The following is a 16,645-nucleotide window of genomic DNA, read 5'->3' as shown; positions in this document are numbered from 1 at the left end:
TGCGTCTCCATGGTTGTGCTCAGGCAGCAAGCGCGCGGCGTTTGCGATCCAGCAACTGCAGGATCATCGGCGTGAAGATCAGTTCCATTGCGAGGCCCATTTTTCCGCCCGGCGCGACGATCGTGTTCGGCCGGCTCATGAACGAATCGTGCAGCATGCTGAGCAGGTACGGAAAATCGATGCCCTTCGGATTGGCGAAGCGGATGACGAGGAAACTCTCGTCGGCGGTCGGGATGCTGCGCGCGATGAACGGATTGGACGTGTCCACGGTCGGCACGCGCTGGAAGTTCACGTGCGTGCGCGAGAACTGCGGGCAGATGTGACTGACGTAGTCGGGCATGCGGCGCAGGATCGTGTCGGTCACCGCCTCCTGCGAGTAGCCGCGCATGCGCTGGTCGCGATGCAGTTTCTGGATCCATTCGAGATTGAGGATGGGCACGACGCCGACCTTGAGATCGGCATACTTTGCCACGTCGACGTCGCCGTCGACGACCGCGCCATGCAGGCCTTCGTAGAACAGCAGGTCGGTGTTCGGCTTGACGTCTTCCCATGGCGTGAATGTGCCCGGATCCTGTTTGTACGGCGCAGCCTCGGCCGGATCGTGTAGGTATTTGCGCGTGCGTCCGCCGCCGCTCTCCGCGTAGTCGCGGAATAGGTCTTCGAGTTCCTTGAACAAATTCGCCTCGGGACCGAAATGGCTGTAGTGGCGATCGCCGCGCGCCTCGGCCTCCTTCATCTGCTGGCGCATCTCCAGGCGGTTGTAGCGATGGAATGCATCGCCCTCGACGAGCTGCGCGGTCAGGTTTTCGCGGCGGAAGATGTTGATGAAGCTCGACATCACCGTGGTCGTACCTGCACCTGAGGAGCCGGTGATGACGAGGATCGGGTGTTTGGTGGACATCGCGTTCCCCTCTCAGGCTCGGGCTTCCGGACGGAACAGCGAGCGTTCGTTGAACAGCGGCGAGACGAACGGCTGGTCTTCGCCCTTGTCGTACTCGTGGTGGTAGCGTTCGATGCGTTCGACCTCGCAGCGCGAGCCGAGGATGACCGGCGCGCGCTGGTGCAGTTGCTCGGGCTGTTTTTCGAGCAGGCAACCGCGTCCGGTCGAGGCGAGACCGCCGGCCTGCTCGATCAGCATCGCCATCGGGTTGGCCTCGTAGAGCAGGCGCAGGCGCCCGGACTTGTTCGGTGCCTTGCTGTCGCGCGGATACATGAACACGCCGCCGCGGATCAGGATGCGATGCACTTCGGCGACCATCGATGCGATCCAGCGCATGTTGAAGTCGCGTTCGCGCGGACCGGTCTTGCCGGCCTTGCACTCCTCGACGTAGCGCTGCATCGGCGGTTCCCAGAAGCGCTCGTTCGAGGTGTTGATCGCGAACTCGCTGGTCTCGTTCGGCACGCTGAGGTTCGGATGGGTGAGGATGAAATTGCCGATCTCGCGATCGAGGGTGAAGCCGTGCGTGCCGCGGCCGACGGTCAGCACGAGCAGGGTCGACGGCCCGTAGATAGCGTAGCCCGCGGCGACCTGCTTCTTGCCGATCTGCAGGAAGTCCTGCAGTTGCGGCGGCTGCGCGGAATCGTGCACGAGCACGGAGAAGATCGTGCCGACAGCGACGTTGAGATCGATGTTGGAAGAGCCGTCGAGCGGATCGAACAGCAGCAGGTAGCGGCCGCGTTCGTATTCGGCGGGGATCGCGAACGGTTCCTCCATCTCTTCCGAGGCCATGCCGGCGACGAGCCCGCCCCAGTCGCAGTGGCGCAGCATGATCTCGTTGGTCAGCACGTCGAGCGGCTTCTGCGTTTCGCCCTGCACGTTGACCGTTTCGAGCGAGCCGGTGTTGCCTTCGAGCGCGCCCTTCGCCGCGACCGCGCTGATCGCCTTGATCGCCGCAGCGACGTCGACGAGCAGGGCGGCAAGATCATTGCTCTCCTTCGAGCCCTTGAGTTGTTCGATCAGGAATTTCGAGAGTGTAGTGCGGCGGGTGAACATAAGAGCCTCCGGTACGAATCCACTGCGTCACTTTTTCCCTGTCATTCCGGCGAAGGCCGAAACGACGAACTAAGAGCTCTCCTGTTTTCTTTCTCCATCCAATCCACCACGAAACACACGGCTCGCGCGGATATCTCCCGCGGTGATCGTCATCAGCGCTTCCTTGTCCGGTGCGGACTGCTTGTCCGCGTTCATGAACAAGCGCTGCGCCTGGCGCAGACGCGCGCGGTCAAGCGCGTTGCGGATCGAGCGCGCGTTGGCGAAGTGCGGCTGGGCGAGGCGATGCGCGATGTAGTCGCGCATCGCGGCGAGTCCGGCCTCGTCGAAGCGGTAGTCCGTCTGCGCGGCGATGAGCCGGGCAATCTCGAGCAGTTCCGCCTCGCTGTAGTCGGGAAAATCGATGTGGTGGGCGACGCGCGAGGCCATGCCCGGGTTGCTGCGGAAGAACGTCTCCATGCGATTCTTGTAGCCGGCGAGGATGACGACGAGATCATCGCGTTGGTTCTCCATCACCTGCAGCAGAATCTCGATCGACTCCTGGCCGTAGTCGCGCTCGTTCTCCGGCCGATAGAGGTAATACGCTTCGTCGATGAACAGCACGCCGCCCATCGCCTTCTTCAGCACTTCCTTGGTCTTCGGCGCGGTGTGGCCGATGTACTGGCCGACGAGATCGTCGCGCGTCACCGCGATGACGTGGTTGCTGCGCGTATAGCCGAGCCGGTGCAGGATGTCGGCCATGCGCATTGCGACCGTGGTCTTGCCCGTGCCCGGATTGCCGGTGAAGCTCATGTGCAGGCTCGGCGCACTCGCGGCGAGGCCGACTGCACGCCGCGCCTTGTCGACCAGCAACAATGCGGCAATTTCGCGTATGCGCGATTTTACCGGCGCAAGGCCGACGAGCTCGCGATCGAGTTTTTCGAAAACCTCCGCGATGCCGCTCTCACGGTACAACAACGCGAGATCAGACATCGCTTCGGCACAGCTCGTGTTCGCTTCGGCATTCATGGCAATGCCTTCAGTACCGCTCCCCTTCGCCCTTGTCGGTGGCGTAGGAGTGGATGGTGTAACGGATATTGCGGCCGTCGACTTCCTGGCGGACCAGGCCGAATCCGGGCTCGTTCGCTGGCCGGTTGACGAGGTAGGACATTTTGGGCGACTCGACGCCGCGCGTGGCGTCGAATGCGGTGACGCGGACGTAGTGACTGGCGAACGTTTTGCGGCAATTGTTGATTTCGAGCAGGATGCCGGCCGGGTCGCGCAGGTCGAACATCGGATTGCCGAACATTTCCCAGTAGGTATTGCGCGGATGCGGATCGTCGGTGTATTCGATACCGACCGCCCAGCCTTGCCTCAGCGCGTATTGCAACTGCTTGGTGATCTGCGCGTCGGTCAGATCGGGCAAGAACGAGAACTGGCCCTGGGTCAGGCGCTGGTTGGTGTTGGTCATCATGGCGTATCTCCCGAGATCAGACGCTGGTGGTGGCGGTGGGTACGAAATCAGCGGTGTCGGTCGATTCGTAGTTGAAGGTGACGTCGCCCCAGGTATCGATCGCCGCCTTGAGCGGCGAACACCACCTGGCCGCTTCCCGCAGGATCTGCGGGCCTTCGTTCCAGATATCGCGGCCTTCGTTGCGAGCCAGCACCATGGCTTCGAGCGCGACGCGGTTGGCGACGGCGCCGGCCTGGATGCCCTGCGGATGGCCGATCGTGCCGCCGCCGAACTGCAAGATCACGTCTTCGCCGAGGTAGGTCAGCAACTGATGCATCTGGCCGGCGTGGATGCCACCGGATGCCACAGGCATCACCTTGTTCAAGCTCGCCCAGTCCTGCTCGAAGAACAAGCCGTGCTCGAGGCTTTGCGGCGTATGAGTTTCGCGCAAGGTGTCGTAGAAGCCCCTGATCATCAGCGGGTCTCCCTCGAGCTTGCCGACGACGGTGCCCGCGTGGATATGGTCGACGCCGGCCATGCGCATCCATTTGCAGATGACGCGGAAGTTCATGCCGTGATTCTTTTGGCGTGAATAGGTGCTGTTGCCGGCGCGATGCAGGTGCAGAATCATGTCGTTCCGGCGCGCCCATTTCGCCATGGACTGAATCGCGGTATAGCCGATCACCAGATCGATCATGATGATCACGCTGCCCAGCTGCTTGGCAAATTCGGCACGCTCGTACATCTCTTCCATCGTGCCCGCGGTGACGTTGAGGTAGTGGCCCTTGACCTCGCCGGTAGCCGCAGACGCCTTGTTCACCGCCTCCATGCAATACAGGAAACGGTCGCGCCAGTGCATGAATGGCTGGCTGTTGATGTTCTCGTCGTCCTTCATGAAATCGAGGCCGCCCTTCAGCCCTTCGTAGACGACACGGCCGTAGTTGCGGCCCGACAGACCCAATTTGGGTTTGGTCGTCGCGCCGAGCAGCGGCCGGCCGAATTTGTCCAGGCGCTCGCGTTCAACGACGATTCCAGTGGCCGGGCCCTGGAACGTCTTCAGATACGCGACCGGGATGCGCATGTCTTCGAGACGCAACGCCTTGACGGCCTTGAAGCCGAAGACGTTGCCGATGATCGATGCAGTCAGGTTGGCGATCGAGCCGGGCTCGAACAAGTCGAGGTCGTAGGCGATATACGCGAAGTATTGCTGCTCGGTCTTCGTGCCGGGACCGGTATTCGGCACCGGATCCACGCGATAAGCCTTGGCGCGATAAAGTTCGCAGGCAGTCAGGCGGTCGGTCCAGACCACGGTCCAGGTCGCGGTCGAGGATTCACCAGCGACGGCTGCGGCGCACTCGTCGGCTGGCACGCCTTCCTGCGGCGTTATGCGAAACATTGCGATGAGGTCGGTATCCTTCGCAACGTAGTCGGGCTGCCAGTAGCCCATCTGCTTGTACTTCAATACACCGGACTTGTAGCGTTTGGCGGAATTCTTGATCTCGATATCCGCTTCGTTCGCGACGTCTTTCATCACTGCGTTCATGGCTTGCCTCCCGAAGTGTGCTTGCAGGCTAGGCCAACTACTGCAAAAGGAAAATTCAAATATTCTTTTCGTGACTTAAGTAAAAGCTTATGATTGATTTGTGTCCGCAATGGAGCGCCACGCCATGCAATCGATGCTGCGTCACCTGACCCTGCGCCAGCTGACCGTGTTCCTCGAAGCGACGCGGCAGATGAGCTTTGCGCGTGCCGCGGAATCGTTGCACCTCACCCAGCCGGCGATCTCAATGCAGATCAGACAGCTCGAAGACGCTGTCGGCCTGCCGTTGTTCGAGCGCGTAGGCAAGAAGCTCGCGCTGACCCAGGCCGGCGAATTGTTCCGCCATCACGCCGCGCGCGTGCTCGGTGAATTGCAGGATGCCGAGCGCGTGCTCGGCTCGCTCAAGGGTTTGCGCAGCGGCTCGGCAACCGTCGGCGTCGTCACCACCGCGAAGTATTTCGCGCCGAAGCTGCTCGCCCGGTTCGCCAAGCGCCATGCGCAGGTCGACATCCAGTTTCTCGTCGGCAACCGCGAGATCCTGATCAACGCGTTGCGCGACAACGAAATCGATTTCGCCATCATGGGCCAGCCGCCTTCGATGCTCGACGCGATCTACGAGGCGGTTGCGGAGAACCCGCATGTGCTGGCCGTGCACAAGTCGCATCGGCTCGCACGTGCGCGCAGGCTCGACTTCCATGAATTGCGCGAAGACACATTCCTCATGCGCGAGCCGGGCTCGGGCACGCGACTGGTCATGGAGGCCATGTTCAAGCAGCACCTGTTCACGCCGAAGAGAATGGTGACGCTGGGCAGCAACGAGACCGTCAAGCAGGCGGTGATGGCCGGGATGGGCGTCAGCCTGCTCTCGCTGCATTCGCTGGAACTCGAATTGCGCACGCGTGAAATCGCGCTGCTCGACGTAATCGGCACGCCGGTCTTGCGCAATTGGCACATCGTCCACATGAGTGCAAAGAAATTGCCGCCCGCGGCCGCCGCGTTTCGCGAATTCCTGTTCGCAAACACGCGTTCCCATCTCGAAAAGACTTTTTCCCGATATCGCCGTATCGCAGCGAAGCCGTAACAGGGTACGGCAGTCTTCGACAAAACGATCGATCGACGATCGTGGTCAGTGCGCTGACGGGTGCTAAGATCGCCGCGCACATTCCGGAACATGTGCCACCAGCAAGGAGAGAGTCGTGTCGTCCGTTCAAAGCCAGCCAGTCTCTTCGGGATTGACGCGTGCAGCCATGTTTCTCGTCGTGCGTATGAACGATGGCGAGGCGAGTTGCAATGCCGTGCGCGATTTTTGCGCGGACGCGGCGGCCTTCCGGCGCGCGGTGGGCTTTCGCGACACGACGGCGCAATTGTCCTGCATCATCGGGTTCGGCTCGGATGCCTGGGATCGCCTGTTCGGCGCGCCGAGACCGAAGGAGCTGCATCCTTTCCGCGAGATTCATGGCGTGCACCATGCCGTTTCGACGCCGGGCGATATCCTGTTGCATATCCGCGCTTCGCGTATGGACATGTGCTTCGAGCTCGCCACGCAGATCACCAGCCGTCTCGGCGACGCGGTGTCGATCGTCGACGAAGTGCACGGCTTCAAATACTTCGACGATCGCGATTTGCTTGGTTTCGTCGACGGCACGGAAAACCCCGAGGGGGACGACGCGGCCACGGCCACGCTGATCGGCGCGGAAGACGCGACCTTCGCGGGCGGCAGCTACGTCATCGTGCAGAAATACCTGCACGATCTGGGCAAATGGAATGCCGTTCCGGTCGAGATGCAGGAAAAAATGATCGGCCGGGCGAAGCTGTCCGATATCGAACAGAAGGACAGCGAGAAAGCGTCCTACGCGCACAACGTGCTGACCAGCATCGTCGACGAGAACGGTAATTCGCTGGAGATCCTGCGCGACAACATGCCGTTCGGCGATATCGGCAAGGGCGAATTCGGCACGTATTTCATCGGCTACGCCAAATCGCCGTCGACGACCGAGAAAATGCTGGAGAACATGTTCGTCGGTTCGCCGCCGGGCAACTACGATCGTCTACTGGATTTCAGCCATGCCGTAACCGGGACGCTATTCTTCGTTCCCTCGGCGACGTTCCTGGACAACGTCGGGGCCGACAACGCTGCTTCTTGAGGGCATACGGCCCGTCTTCGCGGCGTGATGAATCGAATCGTATCGGTTTGCGGCGCGCACCCGGCGTGAATCGAACCGCGTGCTTCAGTCCTTCCACGTCTTGCGCAATGGATGCGCTTCGGTGTTGAAGGTGACCGCGTCGAAATCGAGCGCGCTGTCGGGCGCGAATAGCAGGTAGAAGTACTTCAGCGTCTCCGCGTAGAGGAAGCTTTCCTGCGAATCCTTCTGCTGTTTCGTCACCACGCTGCTCAGCGCGGCGAAGCCGGTGTCGGTGCGGCACCAGCGCTCGAAGTCCTCGAACATTTCGCGGCCTTCGCCGAGATAACGCACATCGCCGGTGAGGCGGCGCAGGTAGTAGGCCGATTCGACGATTTCCGGACGCAGCGAATAGCTCGCATCGAGCGCCTTCATCGTGCGGTAGTCGAGCGATTCGGGCTCGATGCCGTGCAGGCGCCACATCTTCATGTTCGATTGCTGCAACCGCCTGGCGCGATCGATGTCGCCGCTGACCGCCAGCAGCGCGGCGAAAAAGGCGTCGAGCGAACCCCACTGCGAGGCGCGGCGCGCACCGCTGTGCATGTCGACATGGCCGTACCATAATTCATTTTTGCGCACCTCGTCGGCGACGTGCGCGTTGAGCCCTTTGATGCTCGTCTCCCACATCGCCTTGCAGTCGGCGTCGCCGAACAGGCGCCAGCATTTGTAGAGATATTCATAGTACGAGTCGATGCCGCCGGCGACCGAGCTATCGGGGCTGGTCCATTTGCCGCTGGTGACGTCGAACGTCGCGCCGACGAGGCCGAGTTTGGAGCGGCGTTTGTAGGTCTCGACCAGTGTGCGCTTGGCCTTGTCGTAATAGATCGGCTTGCCGGTGAGCTTGGCCAGCGTGCCGAACTCGAGCAGCAGCGTGCCGGACTCCGCGGGACCGCTGTCCGTGCCGCGCGTCTTGCCCGTGCGCAGGTTGACGTCGACGTAGGGCAGGCCGCTCGGCGAGTCGAACGCGGGCAGCAGGCGCGTGCCGAGATCGTCGGCGAGCGCGAGCAGTTTCTTGTCGCCAGTGAGCTGGTACGCGGACAGCAGGCCGCCGAGGTGGCGGATGGTGATCTCGAACGTCTTGACGTAGATGTCCTGGTTGAACGACAGCTTGGTTTCGACCAGTTCGCGCGCCTGCTTCGCCTCGTCGTCGAGACCCATGACGATCAGCGTGTCGAGCGCGTCGACCGGCGTCATCAGCAGCGGCTGTGCGTACCAGTCGTGCGGTTGCTTGCTCAGCGGACGAATCTCGTCGTGGCCCGCGGCGTACTTCATGTAGCCCTGCCAGGCGCGTTGCGTTTCGGCCTTGACGCGTGCGGCGAGTTCGCCGGATTGCGCGGCGCTGATCACGTCCGGTTTCGTCGCCGCCGCGGCGTGAAGCGTGAAGCAGGCGGCGAGCAACATCGACGCAAGCAATTTGGTCAGCGACATATTCAGCACTCTTGGAAGCACAGCACAAAGCGGTTAGCGCGTACGCAGGCTCTGCAGTTTCATGTTCTCTTTCAATTCTGCGAGGGTGGCCTTGCTCTGCAGCTGCAGCGTGATCGATTCTCCCGGCAGCAAGGTCAGCGCGTTGTCGGCAAGCTCGACATCGATGTCGCCGAAGTCGAGCCACAGCGCGCGCGCGAGCTTCTGTGCGCTGACCGTCACGCGGAAAGCATCGCCGTCCGCGGCAATGTCGGCGTGCAAACCGGGATCGGGCAGGGCGAGATCCTTCGCCGCTTCGAAATAGATCACACCGCGCGACAGCGTTGTGTCGTGCGTGCGCAGTTCGAAGGCGGCGAAGGTGCGCTTCGGATCGGCGCCGTGCAGCAGCTCGGCGTCGGTGAATTTGCCAAACGCGGTCACGCCGGCCGCGGCCAGCGTCACCGGCTTGCGTTCCTCACGCAGCAGCTTGCCGTCGACATCGAGCACGCGCAGGCGCAATTCGGCTGCGACAGGTTCCTGCGTGTCGTTGATCAGGCTCACCGTAGTCTCGCTGCGGCTGCGCAGCGCAGCGACGGCAACATCAGCGTAGAAGCGCCGCGCATGAAACTGCAACGCCTTCCAGCGCCCGTACCAGTCCATGCTCGACCATGACGCGCCGGGCCAGACATCGTTGAGTTGCCAGTACAGCGTGCCCATCGTGCGCGGCCGGCTGGCGCGGTGGTGCAGGGCGGCGAGTTCGATGCCCTCGGCCTGCGCGACCTGGCTGAGGAAGACGAAGTCGGCGAAATCCTTCGGCTCGCCGTATTCGTGCACATATTTCAGCAGCCGTGTGTTGCCGTCGCCGTAGAGAAATTTCTGGTGCGCCCGGATCACGGGCCCGTCGATTTTCATTTCGTCGGGCTGTGCGAACGCGGCGACCGTGCGCAGTGATGGCCACGCCTGCAATCCGTATTCCGACATGAAGCGCGGCGTCACCTCGAGATAGGCCGTGGCAGGTTTCGCCGGACCACCCCACACTTCCCAGTAGTGGCGGTCGCCGTTGTCGTCGACATCGGGTCGGCCTTCGAGATCGTTGCTCGGCGTGCTCGACCAGTACGGCACCCCGCCGCCGTTCTCCGCGACGACGGCGCGCAGGTCGTGACCGAACAGCGGCACGTAGCCCTCATCCCACGCCTTCTTCGCCAGTGCAGGCGCTTCCTTTTCGAGCTTCGTCTTCCAGCCCCAGGTCTGCCAGCCGGCTTCGACTTCGTTGTTGCCGCACCAGAGCACGAGGCTCGGATGATCGTGCAGGCGCCGCACCTGCTCGCGCGCTTCAGCGAGCGTGTTGGCGCGGAACGCAGGATCGTAGGCGGGCGAGAGACCGCCGCCGAACATGAAATCCTGCCAGACCATCAGGCCCATTTCGTCGGCGAGATCGAAGAATTCGTCGGATTCGTAGTAGCCGCCGCCCCAGTTGCGCAGCAGATTCATGTGCGCGTCGCGCGCGGACTCGAGCACTCTCAACTGCTGCGCGCGCGTCACGCGTGCGGGGAACATGTCGAACGGAATCACGTTCGCACCCTTGGCGAATACGGGCACGCCATTGACAACGAAGGCGAAGCCGCGGCCCTTGTCGTCCTGTTCGTGGCGCAGTTCGAGATGGCGCAGTCCGGTCCGGCGGCTTGCTTCGGCCTGCTTGCCGTGCGCATCGTCGATCGTCAGCGAAAAAGCATACAAGGGCTGCGCGCCGTAGCCGATCGGGAACCAGAGCTGCGGATGATCGATGCGCAGCGGAATACCGATGTGATTCATGCCGCGCTTGAGCGTCGCAGTTTTCGTCAACGTTTGCGCATCGGCCGAGCCGCTCCGTCCGTAGCGCAACTCGAACGAGACATCGCCGGCACGGTCGGATTCGACTTCCACCTGGACGGTTAACGCCGCGACATCGCGCTCGATCCGATCCTGCGCGATATGCAAGTCGGCAACGCGCAGCACGTCCCAGCTTTCCAGCCGAACAGGCTTGTAGATGCCGGAGGTGACGTACCTCGGACCCCAATCCCAACCATAGTGGTAGCCGGATTTGCGCACGAAATTCTGCGTGAGCACGCCCTTGGGCTCGTCGCCGAAACCCCAGTCGTAGTTCGCCGGCAGCTTGTACGGCATCGCCTGTACCTGCGCCAGCACCTGGCGGATCGGCGAGTGGAAGACCACGCGCAGCTCGTTGCCGGCGGGTTTGAGCTTGCCGTGCACCGGCAAACGCCAGCGTCGAAACATGTTGTCGGTCGAGGCCAGCTTGCGGCCGTTGAGAAACACGTCGGCGAACGTGTCGAGGCCGTCGAAGACGAGATCGTTGTGCGCGCGTGCCAGCGTCGCCGCGTCGACGTCGAAGCGCGTGCGGTATTCCCAGTCAGCGAGACCGATCCACTGCAGTTCGGCCTCGTGCGCGCCGACGTAAGGATCGACGATCGCGCCGTTGGCAAGCAGGTCGGTGTGCACGCTGCCCGGCACGGTCGCGTGCTGCCAGGTTGACGCGGTCGGATGTGCCTTGGCCTGTTCGCCGGGAGCAAGGCGCATCTGCCAATCGCCATTGCCAAGATCACGCGTGGCCGGAACGTCGGCCCAGACCGGGGCGGAAACGAACAGCGCGGCAAGAAAAAGCGCTTTCATCGTCAGTGCCTCGGTTTCGCCGTGTCGAGGTCGCGCAGCGCCTGGCCCGGGGCGGCCCACTGCAGGCGCAGGTCTGCGCCGCCACCGCGTTGCATGTAGTGGACGCGCAGGCGATGGGTGCCATGTTGCAGCGGCACGCGGGCCTCGCGCGGCTGCTCGTAGTCCTCGTTGAGCACGACGGTTTCGCCATCGATCGCGATCGCGGCGGCGTCGTCCGCGCGCACCACGAAGCGGTAGATGCCGTCGACGGGGGCATCGAATTCACCGTCGAAGACGAGACCGAAATTCTCCTTGTCTTTGAAATCTTTCAATGCGAACGACCGGGCTTCGCCACGTTTGACCGGTTCGCCTGCGGCGGCCTTTTCGAATTCGAGCAGGGTCGGGAAACGGCCTTCGTAGTAGGCGTAGGTCAGCCCCAGGCTGCCGCCCAGCGTGGCGACGGCGGGTTTCAGATGGCGATTCCACAATGTGGCATTGTATACACCGCTGCGCCGGCCATCGGCGGCGATGACGAGCGTGCGCAGCTCGCGCTTCTGCTCGAGCGGAAGCTCGACGTCGACCGGCGCGGTAAATCGCGGCGAGAACTTCGAATCCGGCAGGGTACCGTCGAGCGTGTAATAGATCACTGCCTCGGGCAGTTCCGATGCGAGTAGCAGGCGATAGTGCGATTGGTCGACCTGGAGCACATCAGCCAGCCCTTGCGGTTCGGGGATGCGGTAACGGATGCCTTCACGATCGAGGCGCGGATATTGGTTGGCAAGACGGCGCTCGAAATTCGCGTAGTCGCGCGCGGACTGCGCCGACCAGCCGACCTCCGCCAACGCGAGCGCACGCGGGAACGCAGCGTACTCGGCCACTTCCGCGTTGGGCATGTGCTCGCTCCAGACATTGCCCTGCACGCCGAGGATGTGTGCGCGTTCGCGCGCGGAAAGCACCGCCGGCTGCGGATCGTAGGCGTAAACCTGTTCGATGGTCAGATAGCCGCCGAGTGGAAACAATTCGCTTTCCGCCGGCCCCTGCGCATGATCGAGGTAGCAGTACTCGCCGGGCGACATCACCACGTCGTGATTCTGTTTCGCCGCGGCGATACCGCCTTGCTCGCCGCGCCACGACATCACCGTCGCATCGGGCGCGATGCCGCCTTCGAGGATCTCGTCCCAGCCGATGATGCGTTTGCCCTTGGCGTGGACGATCTTCTCGACGCGGCGGATGAACCAGCTCTGCAGTTCCTCTTCGTTCTTCAGTTTTTCGCGTTTGATCAGATCCTGTGCGAATGCGCTCTTCTTCCATGCGTCCTTCGGTGCCTCATCGCCACCGATGTGGATATACGGTGCGGGGAACAGCGCGGCGACTTCAGTCAGCACGTCGTCAAGGAATGCGAAGGTTTCTTCTTTCGGACAAAAGATGTTTTCGCTGACGCCCCAGTTCGTCCACACCTCGAACGGTCCCGGCGTGCAGGCGAACTGCGGATAGGCGGCGAGCGCAGCCTGCGCGTGACCTGGCATCTCGATTTCGGGAATCACCGTGATGTGGCGCGCCGCGGCATAGGCGACGATCTCGCGCACCTGGTCTTGCGTGTAATAGCCGGGATCGTACGCAATGCCGTCGCCGACGTAGGGATCGACCTTGTGGTCGACGACGGTTTCGCGGCGCTTCGAGGCGAATTCGGTCAGGCGCGGATATTTCTTGATCTCGATGCGCCAGCCCTGATCCTCGGTCAGATGCCAATGGAAGGTATTGAGCTTGTACATCGCCATCACGTCGAGATATTTCTTGATGAAGGCTATCGGGAAAAAGTGGCGGCCGGTGTCGAGGTGCAAACCGCGCCAGGCGAAGCGCGGCGTATCGTCGATGTCGACCGCGGCGACGTCGAGTTTGTCCTGTTTCGCTGCGGGCAGCAGTTGCGTCAGCGTCTGCATGCCGTAGAACACGCCGGCGTCGGCACCGACGACATGGATGCGGCGCTCGTCGGCAGTCAGTCGATACGCTTCGGACGAGGCGCTGCGCTTCGTCTTCGTCGTTTCGAGCCAGACGAAATTGCGCTCGTCCTTGCGCGGTACGCCGTCGCCGACAGTCAGATCGAGGCCCTGCGTGTCGCGTAGCCAGTCATGGAGCATCGCCGCAGCCGCGCGCGCGGAATCACCAGTGGCGAAAATTCGGGTCTGAGCGTTCAGCGCGAATGCGCCTGATCCGGCGCGGATCGAGCGGGGCAGCGGCACGACGCTGCGTAGCGGTTCGGAGCGAAGCGTAGTGGACAGGCACAGCAAGACGAGGAGGAGCGGAAAGCGCATGCGCGGTGACCTCGTGGGGGCGGGGTGTCGAGCGTAGCGGAATGCTCAACGGTTCGTTCGCAGCACGGAAAAAAAGCCCGGACGAGCCGGGCTTGGAGAGGGCGGAATATCCGCAAAATCAGAACTTGTAGTTGAAGTCCATGAACAGTTCGCGACCGACGTAATCGGCGCCGGTGTTGGTATGGACGAACTCAAACCCGCCGGCGTAGTAGTCGATCGGCGCCAACTTGTTGAACAGGTTGTTGACGGTGAACGTCAGCTTCGCATGCTCGTTGAGCTGATATCCGACCGAGGCGTTGTAGATGATCCACGGCGCGGTGTTGCCGTAGTGGAGCACGCAATTGCTGTCGCCTACCGAAGGTTGCGTGCCGTCCGACAGGGTTTGGCAGCCGCCGTAGTTGTTGAGACGCACGCCACCGGTACGCGTACCGAGCAGGGTGGCGCTCCAGTTGTCGCGATGCCAGGCGACGGTCGCGCGGACCTTGCTCTTCGGGTTGTTGTAGTTGTCGTTGACGAGCGGATCGCTGGCCAGCGTCTGCTGGTAGTGGCGCAGGTTGTCCGACCATTCGACGAGGACATTGAAGTCGCCCCAGCGGTCGGTCTTCACCCGGTACGATATCGTGCCGTCGATGCCGCTCACATACAGCTTGCTGCGGTTGATCGGTCCGGAATAAACGGCGAGGATGTTGCCGTTGGCGTCACGATGCACGTTGGCTATCACCAGCGAGCAATATTCCGAACCCTGCGGATGCGCAGTGTAAGGCGAACCGTCGACATTCTTGCCGGTGCGGCAGCCGCCTTCGTCCTTGAGCACGTCGTCAATGCCGATATTGTCGATCGCATTGTCGATGCCGAGATGCCAATAGTCGGCCGACACCGACAGTCCTTCGACCTTCGGAATGTCCCAGACGAAACCATAGGTCCAGCCGTGGCCTTCCTCGGGCAGCAGATTCTTTCCGCCCGCGGTATAACCCTGGAAATACGTGTTGTGCTGGGTGGCGGTGCAGACCGTGTCGTTATGCGTGATGCAGTAGTACGGATCGGCATAGATACCGACCTGCTGCACCGACGGGTTCTTGTAGATGTACTGCATGTCCGGCGCGTGGAAGTTCGTGCCGTAGGTGCCGCGCAGGAACAGACCCTCGATCGGATGCCATTCGAGTTTGACGTTCCCCGTGCGCGCAATGTTGGCGATGCTCGCGTCGTCGTATTTGTCGAGGCGTCCGGCGAGGCTCGCCGTGAACGTCGAATGCAGCGGAATCTTGAATTCCACACCACCCGAATAGCGCGTGCGCTCGCCGCCGCCGGTCGTATAGTCCTGGAACGGGTCGCCGAAATGCGTATCGTTGCCGCGTGCATCGGGATACAGCTGGAAACCCTGATGGTTTGCCTCGACGACGGCGGCGAAGCCAAGCGGGCCCGCCCACATGTCGAACAGATCGCCGGTGACCGTGGCCTGCGCCTGGTTCATCCACGAGATCGAACGATTCTCGCCCCATACGCCGAAGCTGGCGTATTGCTGCGGCGTGATCGGATTCCAGAAGCGGTTCGAGTCAAGCTGATAGACCGGATAGTCCGTGCCATCGATCGTCTTCGTGCCCTGTTGCTGGCCGAAGAAGAAATCGAACATGCCTTGTTCGTTGAGACCGGCGTAGGACTCGTGCACCCAGTACACCGAACGGCCAACACTCGCATCCCAGCTGAAGCGGCCGTCGAAAATCGTGCCCTTCAGGCCGCCATGAATATCCCAGTTCTGTTCGCGATCGTAGGTGTTGCCGGTGCCGCCGATCTCGGGCTGGATGAACTGGCGGAAGTAGTTGTTGATGACCTGGCCGGTGGTCTTGTCGTAGAAGCCGTTCGGCAGGCCGCCCATCGCATAGAGGAACGGCAACTGGGTGTTGGAAATGCCAGTCGTGCGCCACAGGCCCACCGCGCCGTAGGCTTGCATGCCGTTCGGTAGGTCGTAGGAGCCATAGACGTAGCCGCTCTTGTCGTCGCGGCCCGGCGTCAGTACCCAATCGCGGAATAGGGCTTTCTGCGCGCAGTATAGGCCCGAGCTGCCGACGCTGCCGTCGCTGTTGTAGAACTTGTTGTCGCGCAACGTGTAGTAGTTTTGGAAGCCAGACTGCGTGCAGGCGCCGCTCGGCGGCGAGATGTAGTTGCCGTCGCCGCCGGTGAGCGACATGGCCGGATACAGGTTCCAACCGAAGGCGCGGGCGTTCTTGTTCCACGCTCCGTAGCCGGCATCGGCTTCGGAATCGGTGTAGGGGCGATCATGCCCCCACAGCGCGCTGCGGTGCTGCGCCTCGAAGTTGTACACGATATGCCAATTGTCGCCGCTGTTGCCGCCGGTGAAATTGAAGTCGCCGTAGTTGCGTCCGCCGCGCTCGGCGCGACCGACCTTGAAATCGAGGTTGTAGCCGTCGTACTGATGCTTGAGGATGATGTTGATCACGCCCGAGATCGCGTCCGATCCGTAGATCGCCGATGCGCCGGTGGCGAGAATCTCGACGCGGTCGATCATGCCGGTCGGGATGTTGTTGAGGTTCTGGAAATTGCGGCTTGCGGCGGCCGGCTGCGGGTAGTCGTCGATGCGGCGGCCGTCGAGCAGGATCAGCGTGCGGTTCGCGCCGAGTCCGCGCAGGTCGGCCTGGCGCGCGTTGACCGTGGTGCTGCCCCAGCTCGGCGGGGTCTGGGTCGGGAACGACTGGGTCAGCGAACCGACCAGTTCGTAGACCGTGGTGAAGCCCTGCCTCTTCATTTCGTCGCCGGTGATCACCGTGACCGGCGCGGGCCCTTCGGCCTCGCTGCGCGCGAGGCGCGAGCCGGTAACGACGATCTTCTCCAGCTCAGTCTTGGTGCCGTCCTTCTGAGTATCCGACGGCGCCGTCCCGCTGCCGTTGTTCTGAGCATGAGCGCCCGTCGAGAGGAACAGGGCCAGGGCAATGCTGTTCACCAAGGTGTTGCGGATCAGCTTCGTATGCATTCTTTTCCCCAGATGCGCGAGTGATGGATGTTCGGGTCGAGTAGTCGTGATTTGGATCGATCTAACGGGACGGCAATGTACGCCTTTTTTTCCGTCTGCGCATGCCGCATTGCAGCATTATATATGAAACACAGATTTGCCAGCGCAACCCATTT

General features: G+C 62.2%; 11 protein-coding genes. 2 read left to right on the top strand and 9 right to left on the bottom strand.

Annotated features, from left to right (window positions below; all coding sequences use genetic code 11):
• Positions 1–19: 19 nt before the first annotated feature.
• From F455_RS0113700 to F455_RS0113680, 5 genes are all read right to left on the bottom strand, one after another.
• Positions 20–901: a phosphoribulokinase gene (locus tag F455_RS0113700; RefSeq protein WP_018973873.1), complete on the bottom strand. Its 882-nt coding sequence runs from the start codon at positions 899–901 to the stop codon at positions 20–22.
• Between the two features lie 12 nt (positions 902–913).
• Entirely contained in the window at positions 914–1,993 is a 1,080-nt protein-coding gene (locus F455_RS0113695) for a class 1 fructose-bisphosphatase (protein WP_018973872.1), read from the bottom strand.
• A gap of 69 nt (positions 1,994–2,062) precedes the next feature.
• Positions 2,063–2,998: a CbbX protein gene (gene cbbX, locus F455_RS0113690; protein WP_018973871.1), complete on the bottom strand. Its 936-nt coding sequence runs from the start codon at positions 2,996–2,998 to the stop codon at positions 2,063–2,065.
• A 10-nt stretch (positions 2,999–3,008) separates the two neighbouring features.
• Complete coding sequence (locus tag F455_RS0113685; RefSeq protein ID WP_018973870.1) at positions 3,009–3,443, bottom strand: ribulose bisphosphate carboxylase small subunit; 435 nt, start codon at positions 3,441–3,443, stop codon at positions 3,009–3,011.
• A gap of 16 nt (positions 3,444–3,459) precedes the next feature.
• On the bottom strand, positions 3,460–4,965 hold the full coding sequence (locus F455_RS0113680; RefSeq protein WP_018973869.1) for a ribulose-bisphosphate carboxylase large subunit: 1,506 nt from the start codon (positions 4,963–4,965) through the stop codon (positions 3,460–3,462).
• Positions 4,966–5,089: 124 nt separating this feature from the next.
• Here F455_RS0113680 and F455_RS0113675 point away from each other — a divergent pair, with 124 nt between their 5' ends.
• Together F455_RS0113675 and F455_RS0113670 are read left to right on the top strand one after the other, a co-directional pair.
• Complete coding sequence (locus tag F455_RS0113675) at positions 5,090–6,043, top strand: LysR substrate-binding domain-containing protein (protein ID WP_157578809.1); 954 nt, start codon at positions 5,090–5,092, stop codon at positions 6,041–6,043.
• 115 nt (positions 6,044–6,158) lie between these two features.
• A complete protein-coding gene (locus F455_RS0113670; RefSeq protein ID WP_033410128.1) occupies positions 6,159–7,106 on the top strand; it encodes a Dyp-type peroxidase in 948 nt (315 codons plus the stop codon).
• Between the two features lie 84 nt (positions 7,107–7,190).
• Here the strand turns inward: F455_RS0113670 and F455_RS0113665 are convergent, their stop codons facing one another.
• The 4 genes from F455_RS0113665 to F455_RS0113650 form a co-directional block, all read right to left on the bottom strand.
• The gene (locus tag F455_RS0113665; protein WP_018973866.1) at positions 7,191–8,570 is read right to left on the bottom strand and encodes a glycoside hydrolase family 47 protein; all 1,380 of its coding nucleotides are present in this window, start codon (positions 8,568–8,570) and stop codon (positions 7,191–7,193) included.
• A 33-nt stretch (positions 8,571–8,603) separates the two neighbouring features.
• Entirely contained in the window at positions 8,604–11,213 is a 2,610-nt protein-coding gene (locus tag F455_RS0113660) for a beta-mannosidase (protein WP_018973865.1), read from the bottom strand.
• 2 nt (positions 11,214–11,215) lie between these two features.
• A complete protein-coding gene (locus F455_RS20915; RefSeq protein WP_169337348.1) occupies positions 11,216–13,432 on the bottom strand; it encodes a family 20 glycosylhydrolase in 2,217 nt (738 codons plus the stop codon).
• 190 nt (positions 13,433–13,622) lie between these two features.
• Complete coding sequence (locus tag F455_RS0113650; RefSeq protein WP_018973863.1) at positions 13,623–16,490, bottom strand: TonB-dependent receptor domain-containing protein; 2,868 nt, start codon at positions 16,488–16,490, stop codon at positions 13,623–13,625.
• Positions 16,491–16,645: the final 155 nt, after the last annotated feature.

It is taken from the genome of Rudaea cellulosilytica DSM 22992 (assembly GCF_000378125.1).
GTDB classification, from domain to species: domain Bacteria; phylum Pseudomonadota; class Gammaproteobacteria; order Xanthomonadales; family Rhodanobacteraceae; genus Rudaea; species Rudaea cellulosilytica.
This window is presented reverse-complemented; position numbering and strand designations above follow the sequence as displayed.

Bases quoted from the DNA above. Each gene is read 5' to 3' on its own strand.
- F455_RS0113650 (WP_018973863.1), bottom strand. From the start codon at position 16,490: ATGCATACGAAGCTGATCCGCAACACCTTGGTGAACAGCATTGCCCTG.
- F455_RS0113665 (WP_018973866.1), bottom strand. From the start codon at position 8,570: ATGTCGCTGACCAAATTGCTTGCGTCGATGTTGCTCGCCGCCTGCTTC.
- F455_RS0113700 (WP_018973873.1), bottom strand. From the start codon at position 901: ATGTCCACCAAACACCCGATCCTCGTCATCACCGGCTCCTCAGGTGCA.
- F455_RS0113695 (WP_018973872.1), bottom strand. From the start codon at position 1,993: ATGTTCACCCGCCGCACTACACTCTCGAAATTCCTGATCGAACAACTC.
- F455_RS0113675 (WP_157578809.1), top strand. From the start codon at position 5,090: ATGCAATCGATGCTGCGTCACCTGACCCTGCGCCAGCTGACCGTGTTC.
- cbbX (WP_018973871.1), bottom strand. From the start codon at position 2,998: ATGAATGCCGAAGCGAACACGAGCTGTGCCGAAGCGATGTCTGATCTC.
- F455_RS0113685 (WP_018973870.1), bottom strand. From the start codon at position 3,443: ATGATGACCAACACCAACCAGCGCCTGACCCAGGGCCAGTTCTCGTTC.
- F455_RS0113660 (WP_018973865.1), bottom strand. From the start codon at position 11,213: ATGAAAGCGCTTTTTCTTGCCGCGCTGTTCGTTTCCGCCCCGGTCTGG.
- F455_RS0113680 (WP_018973869.1), bottom strand. From the start codon at position 4,965: ATGAACGCAGTGATGAAAGACGTCGCGAACGAAGCGGATATCGAGATC.